The 12,781-nt window shown below is 65.8% G+C and carries 9 protein-coding genes and 1 tRNA gene; 8 read left to right on the top strand and 2 right to left on the bottom strand.

What is annotated here, in order from left to right:
• Positions 1-108 precede the first annotated feature (108 nt).
• The 7 genes from BPRO_RS06050 (at position 109) to BPRO_RS06020 (ending at position 9,498) form a co-directional block, all read left to right on the top strand.
• A complete protein-coding gene (locus BPRO_RS06050; protein ID WP_041388449.1) occupies positions 109-963 on the top strand; it encodes an AAA family ATPase in 855 nt (284 codons plus the stop codon).
• Positions 964-979: 16 nt separating this feature from the next.
• Entirely contained in the window at positions 980-1,207 is a 228-nt protein-coding gene (locus tag BPRO_RS06045) for a hypothetical protein (RefSeq protein WP_011482173.1), read from the top strand.
• A gap of 2 nt (positions 1,208-1,209) precedes the next feature.
• Positions 1,210-1,797: a GNAT family N-acetyltransferase gene (locus BPRO_RS06040; protein ID WP_011482172.1), complete on the top strand. Its 588-nt coding sequence runs from the start codon at positions 1,210-1,212 to the stop codon at positions 1,795-1,797.
• 201 nt (positions 1,798-1,998) lie between these two features.
• Positions 1,999-3,216: a vWA domain-containing protein gene (locus BPRO_RS06035; protein ID WP_011482171.1), complete on the top strand. Its 1,218-nt coding sequence runs from the start codon at positions 1,999-2,001 to the stop codon at positions 3,214-3,216.
• 20 nt (positions 3,217-3,236) lie between these two features.
• Positions 3,237-5,234 (top strand): autotransporter assembly complex protein TamA, encoded by a 1,998-nt coding sequence (locus tag BPRO_RS06030; RefSeq protein ID WP_011482170.1) that lies wholly within the window; start codon positions 3,237-3,239, stop codon positions 5,232-5,234.
• Positions 5,234-9,319, top strand: a complete 4,086-nt coding sequence (locus BPRO_RS06025; protein WP_011482169.1) for a translocation/assembly module TamB domain-containing protein — start codon at positions 5,234-5,236, stop codon at positions 9,317-9,319. Before BPRO_RS06030 ends, BPRO_RS06025 begins: the two co-directional genes overlap by 1 nt.
• 104 nt (positions 9,320-9,423) lie before the next feature.
• Positions 9,424-9,498 (top strand) — tRNA-Arg (locus BPRO_RS06020).
• A gap of 267 nt (positions 9,499-9,765) precedes the next feature.
• Here the strand turns inward: BPRO_RS06020 and BPRO_RS06015 are convergent.
• Both BPRO_RS06015 and BPRO_RS06010 read right to left on the bottom strand, forming a co-directional pair.
• Positions 9,766-10,074: a hypothetical protein gene (locus BPRO_RS06015; RefSeq protein ID WP_011482168.1), complete on the bottom strand. Its 309-nt coding sequence runs from the start codon at positions 10,072-10,074 to the stop codon at positions 9,766-9,768.
• Entirely contained in the window at positions 10,071-11,504 is a 1,434-nt protein-coding gene (locus tag BPRO_RS06010; protein WP_011482167.1) for an MFS transporter, read from the bottom strand. Before BPRO_RS06010 ends, BPRO_RS06015 begins: the two co-directional genes overlap by 4 nt.
• A gap of 206 nt (positions 11,505-11,710) precedes the next feature.
• Here BPRO_RS06010 and BPRO_RS06005 point away from each other — a divergent pair, with 206 nt between their 5' ends.
• On the top strand, positions 11,711-12,646 hold the full coding sequence (locus tag BPRO_RS06005; protein WP_011482166.1) for a sigma-70 family RNA polymerase sigma factor: 936 nt from the start codon (positions 11,711-11,713) through the stop codon (positions 12,644-12,646).
• Positions 12,647-12,781 lie beyond the last annotated feature (135 nt).

Genomic DNA, 12,781 nt, shown 5'->3' with positions numbered 1-12,781 from the left:
TATCTGGGCCTGCCAGGGCCGGTGACTGCACGCTGGCGGCCCGCGCAAGAGCACTCCATTCGCGTCTACATCACCGTCTACATCACCCCATTCATTTGACCCATGAACATGAAATTCCAAGGTTCACAGAACTACGTCGCCACCCAGGACCTGATGCTGGCCGTCAATGCCTCCGCCGCCCTGAAAAAGCCCTTGCTGGTCAAGGGCGAGCCCGGCACGGGCAAGACCATGCTGGCCGAGGAAGTGGCCCAGGCATTGGGCCTGCCCCTGCTGCAATGGCACATCAAGTCGACCACCAAGGCACAGCAGGGCCTCTATGAATATGACGCCGTGTCGCGCCTGCGCGATTCGCAGCTGAGCACCGTCGACGGCGGCGAGAAGGTCAAGGACATCCACAACTACATCGTCAAGGGCGTGCTGTGGCAGGCCTTCACAGCCGACCAGCCGGTGGCGCTGCTGATCGACGAGATCGACAAGGCCGACATCGAGTTCCCCAACGACCTGCTGCGCGAGATCGACCGCATGGAGTTCTATGTGTACGAGACGCGCGAGCTGATCCGGGCCAAGCACCGGCCGCTGGTGTTCATCACCTCCAACAATGAGAAGGAACTGCCCGACGCCTTCCTGCGCCGCTGCTTTTTCCACTACATCAAGTTCCCCGACGCCGACACGATGAAAAAAATCGTCGACGTGCATTTCCCCGACCTCAAGAAGGAACTGCTGGCCGCCGCCATGAAAACCTTTTATGACGTGCGCAACCTGCCCGGCCTCAAAAAGAAGCCTTCTACCAGTGAGCTGCTCGACTGGCTCAAACTGCTGCTGGCCGAAGACATCCCGCTCGAAGCCCTGCAAAGCAAGGACGACAAGGTGGCCGTGCCGCCGCTGGTGGGTGCGCTGCTCAAGAACGAGCAGGACGTGACCCTGTTCGAGAAACTGGTTTTCATGCAGCGCAACAATCGCTGAAGCGGGGCTCACGTTCATGAACCAGAAATCATTGTTGCTTGAAGGCCTGTCCGACGCCATTGGCTTCATAGGTGGCGCACTCCTGGGCTACTGGATCGGGCGCCTGCTGAACCTGGACATTTTTGCCGACGGTTACGGCAACAGCGCCATCGCCGGCATCGTGCTGGTCGGGCTCGGAGGTGGCTTGGGCCTGCAACTGGCCAGACGCTGGAGAAAGCGCCAGAAAGCCGACGAGGAGAACTGAGCATGGCCTTTGTTGAACCCGTGACCCTGCAAGCACGCGGCGTGCGGCTGGTGCCCCTGGGTCTCGAACACGAAGCCGGGCTGCGGACCGCCGCCAGCGATGGCGAGCTCTGGAAGCTGCGCATCACGTCGGTACCTGAGCCGCATGAAACGCGGGCCTATATAGAAACCGCCCTGCAAACCGGCAACCGCCTGGCTTTTGCGGTCACCGACGCCGGCACGGGCAAGGTGCTGGGCAGCTCCAGCTTTCATGACATCGTGCCAGCCGTCAAGCGCGTCGAGATTGGCTACACCTGGTATGCCGCCAGCAGCCAGCGTACCCACGTCAACACCACCTGCAAGCTGCTCATGCTCACCCATGCGTTTGAAACGCTGGGCTGCCATGTGGTGGGCTGGCGTACCGACAATTTCAACTTCGCCAGCCAGCGGGCCATTGAACGCCTGGGCGCGCGCAAGGACGGCGTGATTCGCGGCCACGCGTTGCGGCGCGACGGCACCATACGCGACACCGTGATGTACAGCCTGCGCGCTGGCGAATGGCCCGAGGTCAAGGCGCAGCTGCTGTACCTGCTCGATAAACCACGCTCTTAATATGGCCCCCACGCTTTTCACTTCGTGTAATGCGCTGCCCCCCGAGGGGGCCGCTGCGCCTGCGGTCTGGCAAAGCCAGTCCCGCGGCCCATGCTGGTATGAAGAGCCCCCACGCTTTTCACTTCGTGTAATGCGCTGCCCCCGAGGGGCCGTTTTTCCCTTGGGGCGGCCCGGCGGGAAAATTCCGCAAGAGGGTTCCCCATGCTGATTGACTTCTTCTACACCCTGCGATCCGCCAAATTGCCGGTCTCCGTCAAGGAATACCTGATGCTGCTGGAAGCGCTGGAGGCCGGGGTCGTCGGTCCGAACAGCGGGCAAGACGAAGCCGGTGGCGGTGATCAGGGCGCCTGGAAGATCGACGACTTCTACTACCTCAGCCGCACGGTACTGGTGAAAGACGAAAAGCACTACGACAAGTTCGACCGCGCCTTCGCCGCCTACTTCAAGGGCGTGGAGATGATTGCCGATTTCACCAAGGACATTCCGCTGGAATGGCTGCGGAAAAACCTGGAACTCGAACTCAGTCCGGAGGACAAGGCAAAGATCGAAAAGATGGGCTGGGACGAGCTCATGGAAACGCTGAAAAAGCGTTTTGAAGAGCAAAAGGAACGCCACGAAGGCGGCAGCAAGTGGATTGGCACCGGTGGCACCTCGCCCTTTGGCGCGAACGGCTACAACCCGCAGGGCATCCGCATCGGCCAGGAAAAAAGCCGCAATAAAAGCGCGGTCAAAGTCTGGGACCAGCGCGCCTACAAGGACTACGACGACACCCAGGAGCTGGGCACGCGCAACATCAAGGTGGCGCTGCGCCGCCTGCGCAAGTTTGCCCGCCAGGGCAATGTGGAAGAGCTGGACCTGGACGACACGATACGCTCCACGGCATCCAACGCCGGCTGGCTGGACATCAAGATGGTGCCCGAGCGCCATAACAATGTGAAGGTGCTGCTGCTGATGGACGTGGGCGGCACCATGGACGAACACATCCACCGCGTCGAGGAAATGTTCTCGGCGGTCAAGGCAGAATTCAAGCACCTGGAGTTCTACTACTTCCACAACTGCGTCTACGACTTCATGTGGAAGAACAACCGCCGCCGCTTCAGCGAGAAATTCGCGACCTGGGACATCATCCGCAAATACAACAAGGACTACAAGCTGATCTTTGTCGGCGACGCCACCATGAGCCCTTACGAAATATTGCAGCCAGGCGGCAGCGTCGAATACAACAACGAGGAAAGCGGCGCCGAATGGATGCAGCGACTGACCAATGCCTTCCCGAAGTTCGCCTGGATCAATCCCGAGCCGCAGGGCGTGTGGCAATACCGCCAGAGCATCAGCGTGATCCAGCAGCTCGTCAACCAGCGCATGTACCCCCTGACCATCAAGGGACTTGAAGAAGCGATGCGCCTGCTTTCCAAGTAGGGCTCAAGTAAACTGGGTGTGTGACCCACCCCAGGACCCGCTGCGCGCGGACGGCCACACCGGCAGGACTGACCACTGCGAGCCTCGCCCTTGTCATCGCCTTCCTCGCGATTTTTTCCCCGCCCGCAGCCAGGGCGCAATCGGGTGCGCCCCTGCCTGCTGCCGACCCGGCCGCCACTGCCGTGACAACGCCACCGTCCGGCACGGCACAGACCGCACCGCCACCCGCGCCACCTCCGGAAAAAGTAACACCGGGCCCCACACCCCAGGGCGCGGTAGGACCGACCAGCGCAGCGCAGGAAGTGACAGCCTTTGACATTGCCGTGCGGGCACCTCCCGCCGTGCGTGAACTGCTCGAAAAGCATATCGAGCTGCAGCGCTACCGCGCGGTGACAGACCTCGACGAAGCCGAACTGAACCGCCTGGTCGTGCTCGCCGAACGCAATGTGCGCAACCTCGTGGGAACGCTGGGCTACTTCAGCCCGGAAATCCGCATCACGCGTGAGGGCGGCGTGAACCAGCGCCCCACCATCGTGGTTGCGGTCGATCCTGGTGAAGCCACCCTCACAGGTGCGGTGGCCATCGACTTCGCGGGAGACATTGCCGACTCGCCCGATCCCGACGCGATCGCCCAGCGCGCCGAAATCAGCCGCGACTGGCGGCTGCCCACCGGCCAGCGCTTCACGCAGGACGCCTGGGACGGCGCCAAGACGCAGGCACTGCGGCAGCTGGTCGCGCGCCGCTACCCCGCCGGCAAACTCGCCTACAGCCTGGCCGATGTGGATGCGCCGGCCCGAACCGCCGGCCTGTCGGTCAAGCTCGACTCCGGCCCGCTGTACCGCCTGAGTCCCATGCAGGTCAGCGGCGTGGAGCGCTATGACCCCGTACTGGTGCCGCGGCTGGCCCGCCTGAACGCCGGTGCCATCTACAACCAGAGCCAGCTGGTGGAGGCGCAGCAGCGGCTGGCCTCCAGCGGTTATTTTGATTCGGCCTATATCTTTGTCGACCCCGAGAGCGACCCGCTCGCGGCGCCGGTACAGGTGCAGGTGCGCGAGGCCAAACTGCAAAAGGTCACGCTGGGCGTCGGCATCACGACGGACAGCGGACCGCGCGCTTCCGTGGAGCACACCCATCACCGCGTTCCCGGCATTGGCTGGCGTGCCGTGACCAAGCTGCAGGCCGAAAAGAAAAATCCCTTTGCCCAAACCGAGTGGACGGCCATACCCAATGAGGACAACTGGCGCTGGGTCGCGCTGGGACGTGTGGAACGCCTCGACGACAACGAACTGATCACGCAGGCCCAACGGCTGCGTTTTGGCCGGACGCAATCCGGCGACCGCATAGACCGCAACATGTACCTGCAATACGACCGGGCCCGCGTGCATGGTGCCGGCCAGCTCGGCAATACCGCCGCGGACACGGGCGATGGCTCGGCGCTCACCGCCAACTACGTATGGACCGGCCGCTACTTTGACAGCGTGCCCTTCCCCAGCCGGGGCTATGGGCTGGGGTTCGAGCTGGGCGGGGGCACCACGCTGGGCCAGGACCGCCAGCCCTTCACCCGCGCCGTCGGCCGCTGGCTGGGCATCAAGTCACTGGAGCGCGGGCGCATTGCCATGCGCGCGGAGGCCGGCGCCGTGCTGGCCAAAGACGCGGCACGCATCCCGGGCACGCAGCTGTTTCGCACCGGCGGTGATGCCACCGTGCGCGGCTACGGTTACCGCGACATCGGCATCAGGCTCGACAACGGCATCATCGGCCCCGGCCGTTACCTCGCCGTGGGCAGCGTGGAATGGCAACGCCCGATTGTTCGCAGCGGCGTCACCACCGAGTGGGAACACACGCTGTTCATCGATGCCGGCGCCGTGGCCGACAAGCCCCAGGACCTGCGCCCCTCGGTCGGCGTAGGCACCGGCGTGCGCTGGCGCAGCCCGATCGGCCCCCTGCAGATGGACCTGGCCTACGGCGTCAAGGTCAAGCATGTGCGCCTGCATGTCAGTGTGGGGTTTATCTTCTGATGAGCACGCCGAAGCAAGCCGATGCCAAGGCAGCCCCGCCGAAAGCCGGGGCGGATCGGGCACAGTCCACGCGGCGATGGCTGGCAGGGGTGGCAATCGCGGTGGGCAGCGTGTTGCTGCTGGCCGTTCTGGCCGTGGCCCTGACCTGGTGGTGGGCGGGCACGGAAGGCTCGCTGGCCACCGCGCTTCGCTGGCTGGCGCAGTCACAGCCGCTGGCAGCCGGGCGGGCCACGGGTTCGCTGCGCGAAGGCGGGCACGTCGAGCGGCTGACCTGGCAGCAGGATGGGCTCAGCGTCGAGGTGCGCGATGTGAGCCTGGCCTGGCAGCCCTGGTCGCTGCTGCACGGCACGCTCCGGCTGGACCGGCTGGCCGTGGGCAGTGTGCAGGTGCACGACCAGCGCCCGCCTTCAGCTCCGTCGCCACCGCCCACCGCGCTCGGTTTGCCGCTGCGGGTGGTGCTCGATCACTTCTCGGTGGGCCGGTTCGCCCTGCAGGGCCGGGCAGCCGTCACAGCCTCCAGCATTTCAGGGCGCTATGAATTTGACGGGCTGGCGCATCAGCTGCAGTTGCTGGATGCCGAGCTGGCTCAAGGCCGTTACCAGGGCCGCGCCAGGCTGTCGGCGCGCGGCCCGGTCGCGCTCGAAGCCAGTCTGTCGGGTGCGCTGTCCGCCGAACTTCCGAACAGCCAAAAACCTTTGCCGCTGGCATTCACCGCCACGGCCAGCGGACCGATCACCAACATGCAGGTCAAGGGCCAGCTTCAAATGACAGGCAACGCGCCTGCCGGCCGCGCGCAACCCCACGCGACGGCGACGGCGCGTGTCATGCCCTGGGCGGCACAACCCCTGCCGCAGGCAGATGCGACCTTTCGCGATCTCGACATGGCGGGCCTGTGGCCCGACATGCCGCAAACCCTGCTGACCGGTAACGCCAGCGTACGCCCTGCTGACACGGCCACGGCCGCCAGCGCGGCCTGGCTGATTCAACTGCAGATGGCCAACGGCTTGCCCGGCCCCTGGGATCAGAGGCGGCTGCCCATTGAACGACTGGAAACCCAGGGCGAATGGCGCGACGGCGCGGCGCTGGTTCGCACGCTCAAGGCCCGGCTGGGTGGCGGCGAGCTGGTGGCCACGGGCGAATGGGCGCCGGCCGCGGGCACTGCGTCGCCACCCAAACCACCGTCAACGCGTGCCTCCGCTCCAAGCTCCGCCCAACCCACTCCACCCGCTACGGTCGCGCCGGCCTGGAAGCTGCAGGCCACCCTGCAGCAGATCAACCCGGCACTGCTGTACTCCCAGCTTGCGCCGCAGCCTGTGGACGGCCGGGCTACCGTGGCCAGCGAAGGAACAAACACCCGCTTCGACGCCAGCCTGCAGGCCACAGGCCATGGCATCAAGCCGCCCGCCAGCGCCAAGGCCAAGGCGGCAGACCCACGTTCCCCTGGCGCCCTGCGCCTGCGCGATGCGAGCGCCACGGGCACCTGGAGCCCGGCCCAAGCCGGCGGCACCCTGGCGCTGTCGGCGCTGCGCATTCGCACCGATGACGCGGAACTGGCAGGCCAGCTCGAAGCCCAGCCCAAGGCCTGGGGTGGCAAGGGCAAGCTGGCCCTGACGGCGCCCGGACTGGACGCGACACTGCAGGGCGAACTGCGGCAGGCCAGCGGCAAGGGAAACCTCAGCCTGCGCGGCCGCGATGCGGCGCTGGCCTTGCGCTGGCTGCAGCAACTGCCGGGCCTGCCCGCCGCGCTGCAGACAGCCTCTGCCCGCGGCAGCGCGGAACTGCAGGCCAGCTGGGACGGCGGCTGGCAAGACCCCGGCGTGCAGGCGCGGCTGGAGGTGCCTTCACTCGACTGGTACGCGCCCGCCAAGGCAGCTGCCGGCGCTGCCCCACGCCCACCCGCAGCTGCGGGCACGGCAGAGGCAGGCGACACGCTCAAGATCCGCGCCCTGCAAATCAGCCTGTCGGGCCGGCTCAGCCAGATGCAGCTGAACGCCCAGGGCCGCCTGGAAGCCGGGCAACGGCGTTATGCATTGCAGCTGGCCGCAGAAGGCGGGCGCACCCCTGCCACGCGCAAGGCGCCGCTGGGTGAATCCGCGTGGCAGGGCCTGCTCAAGCAGCTCAGCCTCAGCGTGGAAGACCCTGCTCTGGGTGGCAGTAGCAGTAGCGGTGGTGGCAGCGGCGGCGGTGCGTGGCGGCTCGTCACCCGCGGCACGGTGCCGCTCACATGGACACCGGCGCGGGGCGGCGCCTTCGAAAGCGGCGCGGGAGAGGCCCTGCTGAGCGCGCCGGCGCAGACCGCCGCAGGCGGACCTAGCATCGCCTCCGCGCCGGCCGTCCTGGCCTGGCAGCCCGTGCGCTGGCGCCCCGGCGAACTCATCACGTCCGGCAAGCTCACCGGCCTGCCGCTGGCCTGGATTGAATTGCTGGCAGGCCCGCAAATGGCCGGCGCCGGGCTGGGCGGCAACCTGCTGCTCGACGGCCAGTGGGAGGCCACGCTCAGCGACACGCTGCGCCTCAAAGCCACCTTGGCCCGCAGCAGCGGCGACATCAGCGTGCAAGCAGAAACCGTGCAGGGCGTGCCAACGCGGGTGGCGGCAGGCGTGAAAGAAGCGCGCCTGTCGCTGGTCAATGAGGGAGAAGCGCTGACCCTGGCTGTGCGCTGGGACAGCGAACGCGGCGGCACGGCCGACGGCCAGCTCCGCACCCGCCTGGCACGCGCTCCGGCCGACGCGGGCGGCGGGTGGCTCTGGCCCGCAGACGCGCCCTTGAGCGGCCAGTTGCGTGCGCAGTTGCCGCGCATCGGTGTCTGGTCGGTGCTGTCGCCGCCCGGCTGGCGGCTTCGCGGCTCACTGGGCACCGATGTGACGATCAGCGGCACGCGAGCCGCCCCCCAGCTGGCAGGCGAGTTGCAGGCCAACGACCTGGCCTTGCGCTCCGTCGTGGACGGCATCGAGTTTGGCAACGGCCGCCTGCGCGCGCGGCTCGACGGCACGCGCATGCGCATCAACGAATTCACCCTGCAGGGGGCCGGCGACAAGGGGACGGGCGGCAGCCTGACGGCCCGGGGCGAAGCGGGCTGGATCGACGGCCAGCCGCAGGTGCAGCTGCAGGCCCGGCTGGAGCGGCTGCGCGCCAGCATACGAACCGACAGGCAGCTGACCGTCTCCGGCGACGTGCAGGCCAGCCTCAAGGGCGCGCAGACCGAGCTCACCGGCAAACTGGTGGTGGATCAGGCCCGCATCATCCTGCCCGACGAAGGCACGCCGCAGCTGGGCGAAGACGTCGTGGTCCGCAGCACCCGCGGCAGCGCAAGCGGCCAGAAGGCACCGGCGCAAACCAGCGGCGCCAGCGCCGACAGGGACGCCCGGCCCGTCAAGCTGGCGCTGCAACTGGGCCTGGGCGATGACTTTCGCGTTCAGGGAAAAGGCATCGACACGCGGATACGCGGCACCCTCAGCCTGTACGGCGAGTCGCTCCGCGAACCGCGCCTGACCGGCACCGTCAACACCGCGGGCGGACAGTACCGCGCCTATAACCAGCGCCTGGACGTCGAGCAGGGCGTGCTGCGCTTCACCGGCCCCCTCGACAACCCGGCCCTCGACATTCTGGCCATCCGCCCCAACCTGACGCAGCGTGTGGGCGTGCAAATCACCGGTACCGCCCTGCTGCCCCGCGTGCGCCTGTATGCCCAGCCCGAGCTGCCCGATGCCGAAAAACTGTCCTGGCTGGTGGTCGGCCGGGCATCGGCATCCGGAGGCGCGGAAGCCGCGCTGCTGCAGCAGGCGGCGCTGGCCCTGCTGGGCAGCAAAGGCGGCGGCATGTCGGGCGGGCTGGCCTCGTCGCTGGGACTGGACGAGCTGTCGTTTCGCGGCGCCTCCAGCAATGCGGACGGCACGACCACGCAGGGCGCCGTCACGCTGGGCAAGCGCTTTTCGCGTAATTTTTATGCCGCCTACGAGCGCAGCATTTCCGGTGCGCTGGGCACTCTGTATATTTTTTACGACCTGTCGCAGCGCTTCACGGTACGCGCACAAACAGGCCAGCAAAGCGCCGTGGACCTGATCTTTACCGTGCCTTACGATTGAACCCTGGCAACTGAGCCGCATCCAACCAAGCACCCGTCCCGGTTCCCCGGAGCCAGCGCATACAATTCCAGTTCTTCGAAAGAAGTACAGAAGCAGAGAAAAGTGCCGCCATAGTTCAATGGATAGAACGAGTGCCTCCTAAGCGCTAGATACAGGTTCGATTCCTGTTGGTGGTACCAAGTCAAACTCCAACGCAAGCCAACGAGATCCAAAATCGATCTCTTCCCCTCTGGAGGCTGCATTTTTACGTGCCATTGAAGCCGAAACAAGCCCAATCCGTTCCAATGCAATACGGGGGCATCTCGGGGGGCACCAGGTAGAGCTTTGCGGGCATATACCCCCAGATGCGCTCATGTGCCCCATGGCGCCAATTTGGTCCGAGGCCAAGTAGCCGCGTCAACCCGATATCAATAGACGTTACGTAGTCCTTTTTGAAAAGGACGGGGTCACCCCAAACCGTCGTATTTTCCGATCAGTTGCACCAGCGTTGTCTGCGGCGGCTCTGTGCAACGTTCTTTGATGTTGGCGACAAAGTTGCGGAACGCGTCCAGCGTTGTCAGCGGGTTGGCCTGCGGGCCATCGCCCCGCGATGACGCAACATGAAGAAAGCCCAGGCCGTCTTGCAGCCTGAATACCTGGTAGTGCAGGCCTGCGGGCCGCTCGCGTTCGAGCTGGACGAATACCTGGCGGATCAATTCCTCGTTCTGCGAAGCCGCCTCGGGCTTGACCTGGTAGCGCACGACCACCGTTTTCATGACTTTGCCCCGTGGACGTTGGCGTTCGACGCGGCGGCGCGTTGCCCACGCCCCTTCAACCGTAAGCCCACGGCGGCGCCAGCCAGCGAGAGTGCCGCACAAACTCCCAACACCGTGGCAAAGCCGGCGCTGAACTGCTGCGCGCTGCCGTAGCCGCCAACTCGCGTGAACACCGCCACCACCAGCGCCACACCAATCACGCCGCCCAATTGACGTAGCGTGTTGAAAAGCCCCGCCGCCTTGCCCATGTCACTCGGCGCCACCTCAGCCAGTACGGCGCTCTGCACCGCCGGCATGGCCATCGAAATGCCCGCACCGGCGATCATGAGCGGCACCACCCATAGCGTATAGGGCGCGTCGGCGCGCACCAGCACGGCGAGCCACGCCATCCCCCCGGCCTGAATACCGAGGCCCGCGACCACCAGCGCGCGCTCGCCGATGCGCGTGATCATCGCACCCGCCACCGGCGCGACCAGGAACAGCGTGGCCGTCCACGGCAGCATGCTCGCGCCCGCTGACAGGGGTGACAGGCCCCGGGTCACCTGGAAGAACTGCGCCATGAAGAACAGCGTGCCGAAAAGCGACGCCGTCAACAGCAAGCTGACGGTGAGCCCCGCCGCGAGCACCGGCGAGCGAAACAGGCGCGGCGGAATCATGGCGTCCCAGGTATTCACGCGTTGCGACGCCACGAATGCAGCGCCCAACACAGCGCCCGCTCCCAACGAAGTCAGGACCTCGGCGCTGCCCCAGCCGGCGCGATTGCCATGGACCAGACCCCAAACCAGCCCCAACAGTGATGCGGACATCAGCCCTGCGCCCCGCAAGTCCAGCGGCGCCGACAGAGTCTTGCCTTCGGGCACCTTCAGCAGCATCAGCCATGCCACTGCCAGCGCCACCGGCAGGTTGATCCAGAAAATCCACTGCCATGCCAGCCCTTGTACGATGGCCCCGCCGAACAATGGCCCCGACAGCACCGCCAGCCCGGTGATGCCGCTGAAAATACCCAAGGCCCTGGCCCGTTGCGGCGGCGGAAATGCAGCGCCCAGCAACGCCATCGCAATGGGCATCACAAGCGCCGCGCCCATGCCCTGCACCGCCCGCCCCGCGATCAGCCAGGCGGTGCTGGGAGCCGCGGCGCAGGCTGCCGAAGCCAGCGCGAACAGCAACAACCCAAGCACATACATACGCCGCCGCCCGAATCGGTCGCCCAGCGCTGCTCCGGTCATCAACAGCGCCGCGAAGCTGAGACTATAGGCATTGACCGTCCATTCCAGCGCCGCTACCGAGGCCGACAGCTCGTGCCGCAACGTATCCAGCGCAGTCGTCACTACCATCGCGTCCAGCACCGCCATGAACGAGCCGGCCGCGGCCAGGCCCAGCACCCACCGCTGGGAGGGCGTGAATCCCGGGAACTGCTTATCGCCTTGCATAGGTATCTTCCTTTTTGGTTGTGGCGGCAGGCCGAACGCCACCGCTTCCACTGCCAAAGACGAGGCGACTGCCACAAACGATGCGGAAATATTTTTTCTGGCGAACCGCATCCTTTTGCGCCTGCCGATCGTCTCGTTTGTAACGCGACCTTTTGACAGCACAAAAGCACCACGCCGATCACAATGCCTTTTTCAGGACGCACACCATGGACCGCATGAACCTTTCCGCGCTCACCCTTCCCGATCCCGACTTTCCGCAGCTCATGGGCCAGCTGCGCGCCCGCTTGCACCGCTACTGCGCGCGCATGACGGGGTCGATGCTGGACGGCGAGGACGTGGTGCAGGAAACCTTGATCAAGGCCAACGAGAGCTACGATGCCCGCACAGTGCAGAACGTGGAGGGCTGGTTGTTTCGCATAGCGCACAACACAGCGATGGACTTTCTGCGCCGGCGCAAACGGGAACAAGGGGTGTTTGCGGAGGAAGACGTTGAGGCGATGGCCGACACACTGACCGACGCCGATCGGCGGCACGTTGCCACAGCGGCATTGCGCACGTTCATGCGCCTGCCCCTGGCGCAGCGCAGCACGGTGATCCTGGCGGATGTCCTGGGCTACGCCCTGGACGAGGCGGCCGAAGTGATGGGCACGACCGTGCCAGCCGTCAAGGCGGCGTTGCATCGTGGCAGGGCGCGCCTGCGCGAGTTGTCGCACCAGCCGGCAGACGCGGCTCCGGCGCCCATCTTGTCGGCCAGCGACCAGGCTTTGCTGACCGCCTACGCCGAGCGCTTCAACGCCCGCGACTTCGACGGCCTGCGCGAAATGCTCGCTCAGGACGTTCGGCTGGACCTGGTGGCGCGGCGCAAGCCGATGCAGGCCCGCGGCGGCGAATATTTCACCAACTATGCCAAGACGCAGGGTTTACGCATGACACCCATGAGCCTGGAAGGCCGCCCTGCCTTGTGGGTGAACACCGAAGCCGATGAAGGAGCGGGTGCGGCAGCCTATGTGGTTGTGCTGGACTGGAGAGACGGCAAGGTTGCGGCGATCAGGGACTTCCGGTATGCACGGTATGCAATGGAACCGCTGTCGGGCGCGACGGAGCCCAAATGGCTCCGCCTTCAGCGCGGAGTTAGGCGTTAACTCGACGACTCCGTTGTGTAAGTAGTCAACCATGGCGGCCTTTCGTTCCTATGACGTTCGTAATCCAAGTTCTTAAAGGTGCCCGCTTGAAAGACACGGCCATCTTGCATTTGCGCATAAAAGTTGCGGTAGTAC

This window comes from Polaromonas sp. JS666 (assembly GCF_000013865.1).
Lineage (GTDB): Bacteria > Pseudomonadota > Gammaproteobacteria > Burkholderiales > Burkholderiaceae_C > Polaromonas.
Note: the sequence above shows the minus strand (reverse complement) of the source record. Positions and strands in the feature narration are given on the sequence as shown.